14 protein-coding genes are annotated in these 17,055 nt (G+C 61.2%); 11 read left to right on the forward strand and 3 right to left on the reverse strand.

The window, feature by feature from the left end; genetic code table 11:
- Positions 1-17: 17 nt before the first annotated feature.
- Both AC1RO0_RS15405 and AC1RO0_RS15410 read right to left on the reverse strand, forming a co-directional pair.
- The gene (locus tag AC1RO0_RS15405; RefSeq protein WP_498593759.1) at positions 18-1,109 is read right to left on the reverse strand and encodes an LLM class flavin-dependent oxidoreductase; all 1,092 of its coding nucleotides are present in this window, start codon (positions 1,107-1,109) and stop codon (positions 18-20) included.
- A 27-nt stretch (positions 1,110-1,136) separates the two neighbouring features.
- On the reverse strand, positions 1,137-1,643 hold the full coding sequence (locus AC1RO0_RS15410) for a flavin reductase family protein (RefSeq protein WP_498593760.1): 507 nt from the start codon (positions 1,641-1,643) through the stop codon (positions 1,137-1,139).
- Positions 1,644-1,839: 196 nt separating this feature from the next.
- Between AC1RO0_RS15410 and AC1RO0_RS15415 the strand changes: the two genes are divergently transcribed.
- Positions 1,840-2,595 carry an SDR family NAD(P)-dependent oxidoreductase gene (locus AC1RO0_RS15415; protein ID WP_498593761.1) on the forward strand — a complete coding sequence of 252 codons (756 nt, stop codon included), beginning with the start codon at positions 1,840-1,842 and terminating at the stop codon, positions 2,593-2,595.
- Positions 2,596-2,615: 20 nt separating this feature from the next.
- Here AC1RO0_RS15415 and AC1RO0_RS15420 read toward each other — a convergent pair whose 3' ends face one another.
- Entirely contained in the window at positions 2,616-4,970 is a 2,355-nt protein-coding gene (locus AC1RO0_RS15420; protein WP_498593762.1) for a helix-turn-helix transcriptional regulator, read from the reverse strand.
- Between the two features lie 137 nt (positions 4,971-5,107).
- Here AC1RO0_RS15420 and AC1RO0_RS15425 point away from each other — a divergent pair, with 137 nt between their 5' ends.
- From AC1RO0_RS15425 to AC1RO0_RS15470, 10 genes are all read left to right on the forward strand, one after another.
- On the forward strand, positions 5,108-6,136 hold the full coding sequence (locus AC1RO0_RS15425) for an ABC transporter permease (RefSeq protein ID WP_498593763.1): 1,029 nt from the start codon (positions 5,108-5,110) through the stop codon (positions 6,134-6,136).
- Positions 6,136-7,017, forward strand: coding sequence for an ABC transporter permease (locus tag AC1RO0_RS15430; RefSeq protein ID WP_498593764.1), 882 nt, complete (start codon positions 6,136-6,138; stop codon positions 7,015-7,017). The genes AC1RO0_RS15425 and AC1RO0_RS15430 overlap by 1 nt, the downstream gene beginning before the upstream one ends.
- Before the next feature lie 3 nt (positions 7,018-7,020).
- Positions 7,021-8,667, forward strand: a complete 1,647-nt coding sequence (locus AC1RO0_RS15435) for an ATP-binding cassette domain-containing protein (RefSeq protein WP_498593765.1) — start codon at positions 7,021-7,023, stop codon at positions 8,665-8,667.
- 17 nt (positions 8,668-8,684) lie between these two features.
- The gene (locus tag AC1RO0_RS15440) at positions 8,685-10,241 is read left to right on the forward strand and encodes a hydantoinase/oxoprolinase N-terminal domain-containing protein (protein WP_498593766.1); all 1,557 of its coding nucleotides are present in this window, start codon (positions 8,685-8,687) and stop codon (positions 10,239-10,241) included.
- The gene (locus tag AC1RO0_RS15445; RefSeq protein WP_498593767.1) at positions 10,234-11,367 is read left to right on the forward strand and encodes an S-methyl thiohydantoin desulfurase family protein; all 1,134 of its coding nucleotides are present in this window, start codon (positions 10,234-10,236) and stop codon (positions 11,365-11,367) included. The genes AC1RO0_RS15440 and AC1RO0_RS15445 overlap by 8 nt, the downstream gene beginning before the upstream one ends.
- Before the next feature lie 46 nt (positions 11,368-11,413).
- A complete protein-coding gene (locus tag AC1RO0_RS15450) occupies positions 11,414-13,009 on the forward strand; it encodes an ABC transporter substrate-binding protein (RefSeq protein ID WP_498593768.1) in 1,596 nt (531 codons plus the stop codon).
- 68 nt (positions 13,010-13,077) lie between these two features.
- Complete coding sequence (locus tag AC1RO0_RS15455) at positions 13,078-14,154, forward strand: S-methyl thiohydantoin desulfurase family protein (RefSeq protein ID WP_498593769.1); 1,077 nt, start codon at positions 13,078-13,080, stop codon at positions 14,152-14,154.
- Positions 14,151-15,689, forward strand: coding sequence for a hydantoinase/oxoprolinase N-terminal domain-containing protein (locus tag AC1RO0_RS15460; protein WP_498593770.1), 1,539 nt, complete (start codon positions 14,151-14,153; stop codon positions 15,687-15,689). Before AC1RO0_RS15455 ends, AC1RO0_RS15460 begins: the two co-directional genes overlap by 4 nt.
- A gap of 71 nt (positions 15,690-15,760) precedes the next feature.
- Positions 15,761-15,916 carry a hypothetical protein gene (locus AC1RO0_RS15465; RefSeq protein WP_498593771.1) on the forward strand — a complete coding sequence of 52 codons (156 nt, stop codon included), beginning with the start codon at positions 15,761-15,763 and terminating at the stop codon, positions 15,914-15,916.
- 11 nt (positions 15,917-15,927) lie between these two features.
- Positions 15,928-16,968: a dipeptidase gene (locus AC1RO0_RS15470; RefSeq protein ID WP_498593772.1), complete on the forward strand. Its 1,041-nt coding sequence runs from the start codon at positions 15,928-15,930 to the stop codon at positions 16,966-16,968.
- Positions 16,969-17,055: the final 87 nt, after the last annotated feature.

A 17,055-nucleotide genomic window follows, 5' to 3' on the forward strand; every position in this document is an offset into this window, starting at 1 on the left:
GCCGATTTCCCCCGAGCTCAACCGGCTTTGCGTTGGGCTATCTCTTGAGCACCGATATTCGCGATCGGGCCGACCGCTTGCTCGACCAGCGGAAGAACTTCCTTCTTGAAGCGGTAGATCGACTTTTGCGCCCGTTCCAACGGCATGCAGCCAAAGGAGAAGTTGCAGGTGTAATTGGACGGATTGAGGCGCTTGATATTGTCGACGATCTTTTCGGCGACCATGTGCGGATCACCGACGACCATGTTGTCGGCATATTGCTCAAGCGTGAATTCGCCGGGATAGGGTTCGTTGCGGATAAATCCGGCCTGATCCAACGGCAGCTCCGGCTGGCGCAGAAAATGTGCCATACGCCCGACGTAACGGGCACGCTCGCCGGCCTCCAGCGCCTCGGCGCGGCTGTCGGTGATGTTGACATACTGCATGATGGCAAGCGGCTTTGTCGCGGGATCGTCCCCGATCGATTCCCAGGCCTTGTTCAACCCATCGCCCATCTTGTAGAGGGCCGGCGATCCAAGCGTGCTTGCGGCGATGAAAGGGGTGGCGCCCCATTTCTTGAAGCGGCTGAGAAGCTTCGGATGGGAAGATGTCACGAAGATCTGCGGCAACGGCTTTTGTTCGGTCTTGATCGCAAAGGATGTCTTTGGAACCGAGATGAATTTGCCGTTATATTCCACCGTTCCGTTGACGAGGGCCTGCTCGATAATGTCCCAATATTCGAGGAAAATATCGACCTTATCGTCAAGGACGACGTTATAGCGATCGAACTCGTATTGCTGGTATCCGGTTCCCATGCCGATCACCAGGCGCCCGCCCGATTGCGTATCCGCGACGGCGATCTCCTGGGCAACCCTGAGCGGGTTGTAGAGCGGAAGAACGATGACGCCAGGCCCGAGCTTGATCTTCTTTGTCCAGCCCGCGGCGTAGGAACACATCATCAAGGGCGAGGGGGAGCTCGAATAGTTTGCGAAATGATGTTCGGCGAACCAGGCGATGTCGAAATCGAGCTCTTCGGCGGTTTCGACCATTTTTCTGGTGTCGCGCATGACGCCGAGTGCGCCATCGGGATGATCCCGCAACGTCATCAAGTTGAACAGACCGAGCTGCATTACAATTCTCCTGGCTATCGGTAGCGCCTAAGCGGCGTCATTCAGCAGCAATGGCGCGCAAGCCACGTAACCGCCGTTTTGGTAAATCAACGGATCGACGCGCTCCGCAAAACCTGCGGCGATGGCGCGCCCGATCACGATTTGATGGGTGGAATAGGCAACGGTCTGATCGACCTCACAAAAGAGATTGGCCTGGGCATCCGGCAGATAGGGAATGCCCTGGGCATCTTCCGCCCAGCCGCCGACCAGAAACCGTTCGCTTGGCGGCACGCCGCCGCTGAAGCGCTTCGAGATTTCGACCTGTGATTTTTGCAAGACGTTGATGCAATACCGGCCCTCCGCAAGCAGCGGATTGATGATCGACGTGCCGTTGTTGATGCACGCCAGGATCGACAGCGGCTTGAAGCACAGCGAGGTGACCGACGTCACCGTAATGCCAAAACGAACGCCTTCGTGCCGGCATGAAATAACGCAGACCGTGGCAGCGAGGCGCCGCATGGATTGCCGGAAATTCTCTTCGTGCTGGTCGCTCATCAAAGCCATCTCCAATTCGATGACTGAATGATTGCGGATTATCTACAATCTGTCAATCGTCATTTTTCGATTGTCAAATTGCCCGAGGCAACGAGAGCGGCATTGATAAATTGTAGATGATCTGCAATAAATGACCTCGATCCGCGGCGACTGGCCGTGGCAAAGCACAGGCATTAAAGTTGGGAATGGAGGCATCATGTCATTGGATCTCGCTGGTAGGACAATCATCGTCTCGGGCGCTGCCGGCGGTGTGGGCCGCTCAGTAGTTGGCAAGCTTACGGCTATGGGCGCGCGCGTCTGTGCAACGGATCTGACGCCCAGCGTTCTGGAACTCGCCGCAAGCGGCGCGGGCAAGGTGGTTTCGATCGTTGGCGATGTCACGAAATCGGATCATGTGAACGCCATTTATGAATTTGCGGAAAGCAAATTGGGACCCGTCGACGGCCTTGTCAGCAATGCAGGCTTCATCATTTCAAAGTCCGTCCACGAAACCTCCGAGGACGAGTGGGATAGCGTCATGAATGCAAACGCCAAGTCCTTCTTTCTGATGGCCAAGCGAGCCCTGCCATCGATGATGGAACGTCGCGCCGGGACGATCGTCGCGACCGGATCTATTTCCAGCGTTGTCGGGCTTCCCTCGCAGGCAGCCTATTGCGCCAGCAAGGGCGCTCTGTTGCAGCTAGTTCGACAAATGGCCGTCGATTATGCGTCTGCCGGCATCAGGATCAATGCCGTCGGTCCGGGTTCGATCAACACCCCGTTCCTGACGAAATATCTGCAAGGTCTGGAAGATCCCGCCGCCGGTGAAGCGGATATCAAATCGGCGCATCCGCTTGGGCGATGGGCCGAGCCCGAGGAGATAGCGGATGCGATCGTCTATCTCTCCAGTTCCGCAAGCTCATTTGTCACCGGTCAGATTCTGATGGTTGACGGCGGATATACCGCGCGGTGATCGGCGGATAGCCAGGAACCTTAAAGCCAGCCAAGAGCGGTCGCTGCGCGAAGCGCTTCAGCCCTGCGGTTACAGCCAAGTTTCCGAAATAGATTTCCGAGATGGAATTTCACCGTCACCTCGGAAATGTTGAGCGTTTGGGCGATGCGTTTGTTCGACAGTCCGCCGGCGATCAGTTGCAGCATCTGTGCTTCGCGCTGCGACAGGCCGCCTTGCAATGCGCGGGCCTGTGGTGAATTCACCGAGGCAGAGAAGATGGAAAGCGCGGTTCGGACATCGGAGGAGGTTTCGATGAAGCTTCGGATGCGCCGGTTTTTCAAAAGAGGCGCCAGGAAGATCCGCTCCTCGGACAATACGCCGTTGCATCCAAGCCGGGTCGCGCTTTCGAGCGCGGACAGGATATGCGCCCGCGCCGCAGCATTGTCGCGGCGCTGATGGGCGGCGTAGCTCCGCCACAGCTGCAGCGCCACTTTTTCCCGGTTCGTAACCTGCGGGTTGGCAATAAGGGCATCGATCTGGCGCGAGAGATAGGCGCGAGGCGTCGAGAGGCGCACGGCGTCGCGCAACCACGCCATGGCATAGGAAATCTCATCGCGCCGGCTCAGGCGTGTCAGTTCCTCGGTCGCGCTTTCGACCCAGTTGCGTCCGATCCGCATGCGTACGGCCGAAAGCGTGGCGGCCGCATCGCCCCAGCGATTGACGTTCTGATAGGCGATGGCGGTACGGATCTCCATCATCGCGTGAAACTGCAGCCCCTCCGACAGATGGATCCATAGCCCGTCCAGAAAGCCGGGCCGGATCGCCATCGGGAAGTGATCGGCGAGAACCTGCGAGGCGTAGTGAAGTGCAAACTGCATCAGGCTCGGCCAGATCTCCGCGGCGGCAAACTGTTCGAATTCCGTTTGGACAAAATCCAAGAGATCGCGCGGGCGCCCTGCTTCATAGGCGACGCAGGCTTCCGCCAAGCGCAGCATGCGGAATTCCGCTTCCGCTTCATGTGGAACCTGTTCCAGCTTGCTTCGCGCTTCCCGTGCAGCTTGCCTGGCGAACAATGCGTCGCCGCTCATCAGGCGCAGCACGATCTGATGCAGATGAATGAAGAATTCGAGCAGCGGCTGTCCGCTCATCAGGCGCAGATAGATCAGGGCGCGGGCGGCCGCGGCCTCCGCCTCGCGGAAGTTGCGGCGGCGGATCTCGAACTCGAGAAGCGCATTGTAATACGCCGCCCATTTGCCGTGGTCTCCCATCGGATAATCCGCCATGAATTCACCAAGACGGGTGATCATTGCGTCGCTCGGCGTCAGGTCCTCGGCAATCATCAGATTGAGCCTGAAGGTCCGGGCGGCGAAGGAAAATCGCGATCCGCGCGCCAGAACCTTCAAGGGGTCCATATAATCAGAGCCGAGATGCCGGCCGAGAAGATGGCGCACGCGCTGCAATTCGCCCTGTTTCAGAAGCGTGCGGGTGACGGCGAAGAGCACCGTTTCGTTGGTCGCGATCATCTCCTGTGAGAAGCGCAGGACAATGTCCTGAAACCTGTTCAGGCTGCTGCGATAGATCAGGTCCCTGCCCTGGGCGCGTTCGAGGATCTGTGCCGCATGGGCCTCATGTCCGTGGTCGATGAGGAGCGCCATGGCCGCAAGCGATCGTCCCGCCCGCTCGTATGTCGACGCGACTTCTATCACCGCTCCCTCGGTCTCGAATGTCGCCAGGCGTTCGCGCACGGCGATGGTAAGAAGCCGCAAAAGGTCCGGATGCCTTTCCGGAGCCGCCGTCAGAAACGGCGGCAGTATCTCCGTCAAGTCTCCAATTGGTGCGGGCAAGGGGGCCTCGAGCCAGATCGATAAGGCGGTCGTCTGCCCGGGCGACAGATGGCCGAGAAAGGTTTCTCGCAGATAGTCGATACACAGTCTTTCATTCGAGGCGGATGCCAGGGGGAGAAAGGCTGGCCACCCCGCATATCCGTCGCGCATGAGGCTTGCCTGCTCGGAGGGCAGCGCGCGCAGTTCGTCCTCGGTCAAAGTCATGTTGATCGCACCGAATGTGGCGGAGCGACGGTAGAGGATCTGCCGCGCCAATCCACTGATGCGCTGATCCGGACGACATGCGATCACGACGGATTGGGCGGCGTCCAGAACCTGGGCAGAAAGCCGTGCCGATCTCGCGGAGACCGGCACGTCCCAGAAAAGCCATCCGTCCTCGACGTCATCCAGCCGGGGCTGCTGCAATGTGCAGACGTGCTTGCCCAGCTCCTCGGCAACCATGCGCAACAGGACGGTTTTTCCAGCACCGGCGGGGGCGCGCAGAAAAATCACGCCCGCGGTTTCATCGGCAATACGGCGGCAGAGATGAGGGCGCGGCAGAAACAGGCTCATGATGGTTCGATAGATCACGGTCGCACGAAAACCTATACCATACTGCTAAAAAACTATACCTTTATGAGATTGCCTGCGGAGGCGTTGAGGGAAATGCTTGTGTCCCTACGCAGCTGGTCAACAAGGCACCCCTAGCGATGCAGCAACATCCGTTGGTCGCGATCCTCACCCGGATCGGCACGTTCGTGCTGGTCATGATCGCCCTGTCCATCATGATCTTTCTGCTGGCGCGTGTCGTGCCTGGCGATCCCGCGCGCATGGCGCTCGGCCCGGCGGCGACGCAGGAACAGGTCGATACGCTGCGTCTTCGGATGGGTCTCGATCAGCCGATGGTGCTGCAATATCTCGACTATGTGCGCAATGCCCTGCATGGCGATCTCGGAATGTCACTCGTTTCGCAGCGACCGGTCACGACCGACCTCGCCCAGACTGTTCCCGCAACCGTGGAGCTGGTGCTCGTCTCCGTGATCTTCATGTTTGTGGTCGCCATTCCGCTGGGCGTCATCACCGCGCATTACCGCGATCGCGCCTGGGATCATATCGGGCGGGTCCTGTCCCTGACCGGTGTGACGATTCCAAGCTTTCTATTTGCGATCAGCCTGCAATTGCTGGCGGCGCGTTACCTTTCCGGTTGGCCGATCATCGGCAGGATCGATCATGCGTTGAACTGGCAAGGCGGTCCTACGGGTTTCCTGTTGCTTGACGGGCTGCTGGCGGGACGTTTCGACGTCATGCTGAACGCGCTGCAGCATCTGGCGCTGCCGGCCTTCGCGCTCTCCATGGCGGGTATCGGGCAGATCACCCGGATCACCCGATCCTCGATGATCGAGAACCAGCGCAAGGATCATGTCCTGACACTGCAAAGTTTCGGCGTGCCGGAGCGCGTCATCATCTTTCGCTATTTGCTCAAGCTCTCCTCCATTGCGCCGCTGACGATCATGGGCCTCGAATTCGCATCGCTGATCGGCAATGCCTTCGTTATCGAAATGGTTTTCGCCTGGGGTGGTTTCGCTTCCTACGGGCTGACCGCGATCCTCCAGAAGGATCTCAATGCCATCACCGCCGTGGTGTTGGTGGCCGGGCTGTTTTTCATCGTTGCGAACCTGATCGTGGACGTCCTGATCTCGATCATTGACCCGCGTCTGCGCCGCAAGGAGGCACGCTGATGGCCGATATGAATATGCTCGACGCTTCCGATCGGGGACTGAGCGACGGTTATATGATGTGGTATCGCTTCAGCCGCAATCCGGCTGCGGTGATCGGCACCTTGATGCTGATCTCGGTCGTCATACTGGCGGTTTTCGCGCCGTGGCTGACGCCCTATCCGAAGCATGTGGGTGCGGTCGTCGATTTCCGTGCGCGACACATGCCGCCGGACCTGACGCATTGGTTCGGCACGGACAAGGCGGGCCGCGATATCTTCTCGCGGACGGTGTTTGGCCTGCGTGTCTCGCTTCTTCTTGTGATCGGTGTGCTTGGCATTTCGGTGCCGGTGGGCACGGTGCTCGGCCTGGTCGCGGGCTATTTCGGCGGCTGGGTCGAGAAGGCCATCACCGGACTGACAAATGTGATGCTGGCGATGCCGCCTCTTGTGATGGCGCTTGCAGTGTCCAACCTGCTCGAGCCGACGCTGATGAACGCGATGATCGCAATCACGCTTCTGTGGTGGACGTGGCACGCGCGGCTGATCTATTCGGTCTCCAAATCGATCGCGTCCGAGGACTTCATCGAAGCCGCCCGACTTGCCGGCGCCGGTCCGATGCACATCCTGTTTCGTGAGATCCTGCCGAATTGCGTCGCGGTGATCTCGGTGAAGACGACGCTGGATGCGGCCTTCGTGATCCTGTTCGGCGCGACGCTCAGCTTCCTCGGTTTCGGCGTCAAGCCACCGACACCCGACCTTGGCTCCATGGTCGCCGACGGGCGGCAGTTCATGCCCGATTACTGGTGGGAGGTGCTCTGCCCGGGTGCTGCCGTCTTCTATGTGACGCTCGGATTCAATCTTCTCGGCGACGGCCTGCGCGACATGTTCGATGTGGAGAGCTGAGCCATGACCGAACCGCTTCTGAAGGTCGAGGCCCTCAATGTCTCTTTCACCACCTACGGCCGTACCCGGCAGGTTCTGCGCGATGTGGGCTTCACTGTCGCCGCCGGAGAGCGTGTCGCGCTGATCGGCGAAACCGGATCGGGCAAATCGGTAACAGCAAAGGCGATCATCGGCACCTTGCCGAAAAATGCGACGATTAGCTCGGGCACGATCGCGATTGCGGGGCGTAACGTACTCACCATGCCGCGATCCGAGCGCGAGGCGCTGAAGGGCACGGCCTTCTCGCTGATCATGCAGGACCCGCTTTCGTCCTTCAATCCCGTCTTCAAGATCGGCACGCATCTCGATGACGTCATGCGTTTTGCCGACAAGCGCGATGGCGTGGTTTCGTCCAAGGCGGATCGCCGCCGCCGCATCGCGGCGGTGCTGCGTCGGGTTCAGCTTGCCGATGGCGAGCGCGTGATGAATGCCTATCCGTCGGAATTGTCGGGCGGCATGCGTCAGCGCGTGCTGATCGGGCTCGCGTTGCTGCATCAGCCGAAGCTCTTGATCGCCGACGAACCCGGCACGGCACTCGACGTGACCACGCAGGACGAGATCCTGAACCTTATCAACCAGCTGGTCGTCGAGGAGAACATGGCTCTCCTGATGATCACCCACAATCTCGGCGTCGTGCGCAAGGTCGCGGATCGGGTCGTGGTGATGCATCATGGCGATATCGTCGAGGCCGGTCCTTGCACCGAGATACTGCATAGCCCGAGGGAGCCCTATACCAAGGCGCTTCTCGAGGCGGTGCCGCCGCTCTACGGCCGGCGTGTCACCGACCTGCCGCAAAGCGATCGTGCTCCCATCGTCAAGGTCGAGGCGTTGAACAAGGTCTATGGCAGGCGGCCCGGTTTCCATGCCGTCCGTGATGTGAACCTGACGCTGCGCGAGGGCGAAATTTTCGGGCTTGCCGGCGAGTCCGGTTCGGGCAAAACCTCGGTGGCTCGCATCATCATGGGCCTGTCGCGCCAGACCTCGGGGAGCGTTACCATCGATGCCCCCGCGCCGGGGCATGGCAAGCGGCTGACCCAGATCGTCTACCAGAACCCCGGCACCTCCCTGAACCCGAAGCGCACGGTGAAGCAAACGCTGGCCCTGCCGCTGAAATCCATCGGCATGGATGGGCCGACGCGCGAGGCGCGAATGAGCGAACTGATGGATCTCGTCCGTCTGCCGCAATCCTATCTGGCCAAATATCCACACGAACTTTCGGGTGGCCAGAAGCAGCGCGTGGCCATTGCTCGTGCGCTTGCGGCCGAGCCGAAGATCCTGATCCTGGACGAGCCCACGGCCGCCCTCGATGTCTCGGTGCAGAAGACGGTGATCGAGCTGCTCCTGCAATTGCGCCGGGATCTCGGTCTCACCTACCTGATGATCTCGCACGACCTTTCGCTGATGCGGAATTTCTGCTCGCGCATTGCCATCATGCTGCGTGGCGAGATCGTGGAAGAGGGGCCGACGCCCGAGGTCTTTGCCGAGCCGAACCATCCCTACACCCGCGCGCTGATCGCCGCGATCCCCGTCGTCACCGACGAGGAGGAGCGCCAGAAACCCGTCGTGACCCAGGAAGAGCGCATGCGCTTCCTCGTGAAAACCATAGATTGATTGAAGAGGAGCCTGACGTGTATCGCGTTGGAATTGACGTCGGCGGCACCAATACGGACGCTGTCGTACTGAAGGGAAAGACCGTGCTGGCGGGGGTCAAGGCCTCGACGACCGAAGACGTGACGTCGGGCGTGATCGAAGCGCTTGAAAAGGTGATCGAAGCGTCCGGCATCGACCGGGCGCGGATTGCGGCCGTCATGATCGGCACGACGCATTTTACCAATGCGGTGATCGAGCGGCGCCACATGGACGAAGTTGCGGCGATCCGTCTGAGCCTGCCCTCGGGGGCCGGCCTACCGCCGATGGTCGACTGGCCCGACGATCTTCGCGAGATCGTCGGCAATCATGGGTATCAGGTGAAAGGCGGCTATGAATTCGACGGGCGCGAACTCTCGCCGCTCGACGAGGACGCCATTGTCCGGATCGCGGGTGACATCCGGGCCAAGGGTCTGAAGGCTGCGGCCGTCACCTGCGTCTTCAGTGGCATCAACGACGCGATGGAACTCCGCGCCAAGGAGATTTTGCAACAGCACTGCCCGGGGCTGCCCGTCGTGATGTCGAAGGATATCGGTCGGCATGGTCTGATCGCCCGCGAGAGCGCGACGATCATGAACGCCAGCCTCTTGTCGCTGGCGGATCGCACTGTGACGGCATTTGGCAAAGCCTTGGCGACGGCGGGGATACCGTGCCCATTCTATATCACGCAGAACGACGGCACGCTGATGGCCGCCGATGTCGTACGTGGTTTCCCGGTACTGACCTTTGCCTCCGGCCCGACCAACTCGATGCGGGGTGCGGCATTTCTGACCGGTATCAAGGATGCCGTTGTCGTCGATGTCGGCGGCACCACCTCGGATGTCGGCTCGCTTTCGCACGGCTTCCCGCGCCAGGCCTCAACCACGGTCGATATCGGCGGCGTACGCACGAATTTCCGGATGCCCGATGTGTTTTCCATCGGCCTGGGCGGCGGCTCGCTGGTCGTCAGAGGTGATGCCGGCCTGACCGTGGGGCCGAAGTCGGTGGGCTACCGCGTTCGCAAGGAAGCCCTGTGCTTCGGCGGCACGACGCTGACCGCGACCGATATCGCCGTCGCCGCCGGCAAGGCGGATGTGGGTGACAGGGCGCTGGTCGAAAACCTCGACAAGGCACTGATCGACGCAGCCGTCGCGAAGATCAATGCGATGCTCGAAGCCTGCGTCGAGCGCAGCCGCATCTCGTCGACGCCCGTGCCGGTGATCGCCGTCGGTGGTGGGTCCATCCTCATGCCCGACCGCATCGGTGATCTGGACGTGATCCGGCCTGAGAATTTCGCCGTGGCGAACGCCGTCGGCGCCGCCATCGCGCAGATCAGCGGTGAGACCGACCGCGTCTTCTCATTGATCGACGGACGCACGCGCGAAAATGCGCTCGCAGAAGCGGAAGCGGAAGCGCGTGAGAAAGCGATTGCTGCGGGGGCGCTGGCCGAAACGCTCGAAGTCATCGAGCGCGAGGACATGCCGCTTGCCTATCTGCCCGGCAACGCCACGCGCATTCACGTCAAAGTCGTTGGAGAAATGGGAGGCGATCATGCCTGAGGCCCGCAAGCTGAAATATGACGAAGCCGCCCTGCGCACCTTGACGCCGGAGGACCTCAATGCGCTGGAGATCGGCGCCGGTATTTTCGGCACCGGCGGCGGCGGAAACCCGTATCAGGGCAAGCTTCTCGCGCTTGAGGCGATGAAGGCCGGTTACGAGATGAAGGTTCTTGCCACCGACAGCATCGAGCCGGACGCGCTGTGCATGTCGATCGGCGGCATCGGGGCACCTGTTGTCGGCGTGGAGCGCATCCGTGAAGGGCGCGAGGGGCTTCGCTGTCTGCGCGCGATGGAAGAGCTGATCCGCACACCGATCGATGCCATCGTCTGCGAGGAGATCGGCGGTTCGAATGCGATGAACCCGCTCGTCACGGCGGCGCTTGGTGGGCTGCCGGTTCTCGATTGCGACGGCATGGGCCGAGCCTTTCCCGAAATGCAGATGACGACATTCTCGATCTATGGCCACAGCTCGACACCCTCGGTGATGTGCGACCTGCACGGCAATGCCGTGATCTTCAGCCATGCCGTATCCGAGGTCTGGCATGAGCGTATGGCGCGCGCCTGCGTCGTGGCCCAGGGCGGCGGCGCCATGCTGGCGACGGCGCCGATGCAGGCGCACTACGTCCATCAATACGGCATTCCGAAAAGCTACACCAAGGCGATCGCGCTCGGCGAAGCGGTGATCCGCGCGCGCAAGGCGCAGGAAGACCCGATTGCGGCAGTCTGCGCGCTTGAGGGCGGGCGACGCATCTTCAACGGCAAGATCACCGATCTGAAGCGCCATCTGCGTGGCGGCTTTGCAGTTGGCGATATGGAGCTTGCGGGCTTTGACGATTGCGTCGGTCAGACGGCGAGCGTGGCGATCCAGAACGAATTTCTGATCTTCCGCCGAGACGGCAAGGTCGAGGTCTGCGTGCCCGATCTCGTCGTCCTGCTCGACGTCGATACGGGTTATCCGATCACCACCGAAATGTTGCGTTACGGCCAGCGCGTCGCCGTGATCGCCATCCCCTGCCACGAGCTGCTGCGCAGTGCGCGCGCGCTTGATGTCGTCGGCCCGGCGGCTTTCGGCTACCGCGACATCACTTACCTGCCGCTGCCTGCTCCCGCCGGGACGGCAGCATAACCATAAGCGGGGCGTTCCAGTTCCCGCATCCAAGAGGAGAACGTGAATGAAGATGGGTTCCAATAGTTTGCGCCTTGCGGCGCTGTTCCTCGGCACAGCCATGGCGCTGCCGCTGACCTCGGTTGCGGCTTCGGCTGCCGACAAGGTGTCGATTGCCGTCAATACGATGCAGATCTTCAGCTCGCTCGACCCGGCGAAGGTCACCGATTACACAGGCTACATGGCCATCGTGAACATGTATGATGGCCTGACGACGGTGAGCCCTTCGGGTGAGATCGTTCCCCATCTGGCAAAATCATGGGAGATCTCGCCGGACGGCCTGACCTACACTTTCCATCTGCGCGACGATGCCAAATTCCAGGACGGCACAGCGCTCAAGGCTTCGGATTTCGTCTGGTCGATCCGGCGTCTGCTCGGCATCAACAAAGGCCCGTCGAACCTTGTCGTCGGCCTTGTGAAGCCCGAAAACATCACCGCGCCGGACGATAGCACTGTTGTCATCAAGCTCGACCGTCAGTTCTCGCCCTTCATGGCGGTGACGCCGTTGATGATGGCGCTCAACGAAAAGCTGATCGAGGCCAATACGAAGCCGGACGACAAATGGGGTGAAGCCTATATCGGCGAGCATTCGGCGGGTTCGGGGCCTTATAAGCTCATCAGCTACAATCGCTCGGCCGACATGGTGATCGCGCGCAACCCCGATTATTTCCTTGGCTGGACCAAGGGCACGCCGATCGACGAGGTGCGCTTCGTTCAGACGAGCGACGACGCCACGGTGAAGGCCTTGGCCGAGAAGGGCGAACTCGGCCTTTCCTCGCAGGGTATGGGCAATGATACATATGAAACGATCGGCAAGATGCCGAACTACAAGCTGATCCAGACCGGTACGGCTGGCGGTTTCCTGATCAAGCTGAATACCAAGGTCTATCCGACGGATGATGTCCATGTACGGCGTGCGATCGCCTATGCGACCGATTACAAGACCATTCAGGAGGCGATCTATCCGGGCTTCGACATGACCGGCCCGCTTTCGACCGCATTCAAGGAAGCCCATAACGACGATATTCAGCCGGGTGTCTTCGATCTCGAAAAGGCCAAGGAAGAGCTCGCCAAGTCGAAATACGCGGGCCAGAAGATCACGCTGGTCAACAGCTATGTCGCCTCGCTTGCCTTCGAGGCGGATGTGGCGCTGCTGATGCAGGCAAATCTGGAACAGATCGGCATCACGCTCGACATCAAGCCCGAGCCGTGGAACCGCATCGTCGAGCTCTCCTCCAAGCCGGAAACGACGCCCGCTTCGACGCAGGTCAACATCTCGCCCAATTATCCCTCGCCGGACGCGATATTCTACAACCAGTATCACTCCAAGGCTTCAGGCACCTGGATGTCGATGGAATGGCTGCAGAATCCGGAGGTCGATGCGCTGATCGACAAGGCGCGGGCGACCACCGACGTCAAGGAACAGAACGCGGCCTATAAGGAGCTTCAAGCGAAGCTCTTCGATCTGCAGCCCGACGTTTGGGCCGTGTCGGCGAACCGCCGCTATGCCGCGAACAAATGCTTGCAGGGCTATGAGTTCATCCCGATGCAAAGCTGGGACCTGAACTTCTCGAACTTCCATTGGGACTGCAAGGCGAACTGATCTCCGCATTCCAGACAAGCAGACCCGGCCCCGTTTGGGGTCGGGAACGCTATTGCCGAAGGTGATACATGCTTCAGGAATTTTCCGAAGACGACATCGAGCCGCTTGCAACGGGTGCCTGGATTCTGGGGACCGGCGGCGGCGGCAATCCCTATATCTCGACGTTGAACCTCCGCCGGCTCTATGCCGATGGCCGGCGCGTTCAGGTGATGGACCCGATGGCGCTTGACGATGACGACATGGTTGCGGTCGTCTCGAAGATGGGCGCACCGCTGGTCGGAGAGGAACGGCTGGGCGATCCCGTTCATCTCGCCCGCGCGGTCGAGGTCATGGAGGATTACCTCGGCAAGCCTTTCCGCGCGATCATGAGCGTCGAAATCGGCGGTTCCAACGCGCTGTCTTCCTTCCTCGCCGCGGCGTTGCTCGGCCGCCCGGTCGTCAACGCCGATGCGATGGGCCGCGCCTATCCGGAGGCGCAGATGACCTCCTTTGCCATCGGCAATCTGCCGATGTTCCCGCTTTCGCTGGTCGATGTGCGCGAAAATGAGGTTATCGTGACCCGCGCGGCGTCGTGGAAATGGATGGAGCGGATCTCGCGCAAGATCTGCACCGAGGTCGGCTCGACCGCCGCCACCTGCAAGGCGCCCCGCACCGGCCGAGAGGTCAAGGAATGGGGCATTCACTATACGATCACCAAGGCGACCGAGCTCGGCCGGGCTGTGATCGAGGCGCGTGCGCGCCACGACGATCCGGTGAAGGCGGTCCTCGACCACGAGGGCGGCAAGCAACTGTTCCGCGGCAAGGTGATCGACGTTGCCCGCGAGACGACTGGCGGTTTCCTGCGAGGCCGCACGGTGATCGAAGGCATCGATGTGGACAAGGGCGCGCGCATGGAGTTGGCCTTCCAGAATGAATGGGCAGTTGCGTTCCGCGATGGCGAGCCCGTTGCAATGACGCCGGATCTGCTGTGCCTTCTCGATACGATTTCGGGTGGTGCGATCGGGACTGAATCGGTGCGGTACGGCCAGCGCGTAACGGTCGTGGCCCTGCCTGCGCCGAAACTCCTGACCTCTCCTGCGGGGATCGCCGCGGTTGGGCCTCGCGCCTTTGGTTATGACATTGATTTCAGATCGGTATTCGCATGAAGCGCATCGGTATTGACGTTGGCGGCACCAACACGGATGCCGTCCTGATCGACGGTGAAAACATCATCGCCTCGATCAAGGTTCCCACGACGCAGGATGTGATGTCGGGTGTGAAGGCGGCTTTGAGCCACGTCGCCGGTCACGAGGGCGCGGACAGTCGGCCCATCGACGCAGTGATGATCGGCACCACCCATTTCACGAACGCCGTCGTCGAGCGCGCGCGCCTGGAGCGCGTCGCGGCGATCCGCATCGCCTTGCCCACCGGCGCATCGCTGCCGCCGATGTGCGACTGGCCGGAGGATCTGCGCGCTGCGGTCGATCCGCTCGTCTTCATGGTGCATGGCGGCCATGAATATGATGGCAGCCCGCTTGTGCCGATGATCCCCGACGAGATCCGCGAAGCTGCGATGAAGATCCGCGATGCGGGCGTTACCTCGATCGCGATCTCGGCCACTTTCTCGCCGCTGACAACCGAATGCGAGGTCAGGGCGGCCGAAATCGTCCGCTCGGTGATCCCGGATGCGAGGATCACGCTGTCGCATACGCTCGGCCGGATCGGACTGCTGGAGCGCGAGAACGTCGCGCTTCTGAACGCGGCGCTGCAATCCCTCGGCAAGACGACGGTGCAGGCTTTTTCGGATGCTCTGCGCGAGGCGGGCTTGGCGACGCCTTTCTATCTGACGCAAAACGACGGCACGGTGGCGCTTGCCGATGTGGCGGCGGTAAACCCGGTCCATAGCTTCGCCTCGGGACCGACGAACTCGATGCGCGGCGCGGCTTTCCTGAGCGGGCTCGTGGATGCGATGGTCGTCGATGTCGGTGGCACCACCTCGGATATCGGTTGCCTTGTCGGCGGCTTTCCGCGCGAGGCGAACAATATCGTCTACATCGGCGGGGTACGCACGCTGTTCCGCATGCCTGACCTCCTGCCGATCGCGCTTGGCGGCGGAACGATCATCGATCCGGAAACCGGCAAGATAGGCCCGCGTTCGGTCGGCTATCGCATCTTGACCGAAGCCCGCGTCTTCGGTGGCAACACGCTGACTACGTCGGACGTCGCCGTCGCGGCGGGACTGATCGAGATGGGCGACAGGGATCGCGTGAAGGATCTCGATCCGGTCTTCGTCAAGACGAGCCTCGGCCGTATCCGCGATATGGTGACGGACAGCTTCGATCAGATGAAGACCTCGGCGGAAGACGTGCCGCTGATTGCGGTCGGCGGCGGAGCCTTTCTGATCCCGGATAAGATCGCCGGTGCTTCCGAAGTTCTTCGTGTCGAGAATGCCGGCGTCGCAAATGCGCTGGGTGCTGCGATGGCGCAGGTTTCGGGCGAGGTCGATCAGGTGTTCTCGGGTCTCAGCCGAGACGAGGCGCTTGCAAAAGCGGAGGATGGGGCACGAGACGCCGCTGTCACTTCCGGCGCGAGCCGTGGAAGCCTCAAGACGCTTGAGGTCGAGGATATCCCGATCGCCTACCTGCCGGGCGGTGCGCGCCGCGTGCGTGTGCGGGTGATCGGCGACATTGCTTTCAGTTGAGGCAAGTCGCTTGGCCCGGCAAGGGCGCGTTTTTCATCCGCTATATGGGTAGGCATGAAATTGCATCCCGTGTGGCCTATCTGAAGCAGGATCTCGCGAGCGCTGCGGATGGTGTTGTCAATCGTGATCTCGCGCCCTATCACATCGCGGCGGGGCTGGTGGCCATCGATGCCGCCTGCGAGGTCGTCGCCACCCACGAGAAAATTTACGAGGTCACGCTGCAGTGACGGAGGCAAGAATGAGCGAAGATCCGATCCATATCCCCGTATTCGATGGGCATAATGACATCCTGTCGCGCCTGATGAGCGAGGGGCGGGTGGGCGCGGAGGCACGCTTCCTGAACGGGCAGGAGGGCGTGCACATCGACCTTCCCCGGGCAAGGCAAGGCGGCCTCGTCGGCGGACTTTGCGCTGTCTATGTCCCCGGAACCGGCAAGGCGCTGGATGCCAACGGCGATCTGCCGCGGGTCGATCGTCAGAGCGCGCTCGATCACACGATCGCGCAGGCCGCTCTGCTGCGCCGGATCGAGGCGCAGTCGGAAGGCGCTTTCACGGTCTGCACGTCGGTCGCGGAAATCCATACGGCAATCGAGTATGGCAGTTTCGCCGCGGTCTTCCATATCGAGGGGATTGAAGCAGTCGGAGCGGATCTCGATCTTCTCCAAGTGCTCCACGCGGCGGGCCTGCGGACGCTCGGTCCGGTCTGGAGCCGCCCCAATATCTTCGCGCATGGTGTGCCCTTCCGCTTCGGCCATAGTCCCGACATCGGTTCCGGATTGACCGAAGCCGGCCGCGAGCTGATCCGGCTGTGCAACCGGCTGAAGATCATGATCGACCTTTCGCATATGAACGATGCCGGGTTCTGGGATGTCGCGGAAATCTCGGACGCGCCGCTCGTTGCCTCGCATTCGAACGCCTTTGCCATCTGCTCCCACAGCCGCAACGCGACCGATAGACAGCTCGATGCGATCCGCGAGACGGGCGGCCTCATCGGGCTGAATTTCGGCGTCAGGTTCCTCCACCCCGAGGGCAAGGCCGATGCCGGGACGGATATTTCGGTGATGGTACGCCACATCGACTATCTGGTCGAAAAAGTGGGCATCGACCATGTGGCATTGGGATCGGATTTCGACGGCACGCTGATCTCGAACAGGATCGGGGACGTTACCGGCCTGCCGCGCCTGCTCGGCGCGCTGCAGGTAGCGGGTTACGACAATGAGGCGCTGACGAAGATCGCGCATGGCAACTGGCTGTCGCTGCTGGAACGCACCTGGGGCTGATGCCGCCAATTTGCCCGGTTGGGCTGAAGTAAAAGGGGTATAACCGCCCTTCTTGAACGACATCGAAAGTGCTCGGTGCGGCGTGGT

The sequence above is a fragment of the Rhizobium sp. GW821-FHT14E12 genome (assembly GCF_058803745.1).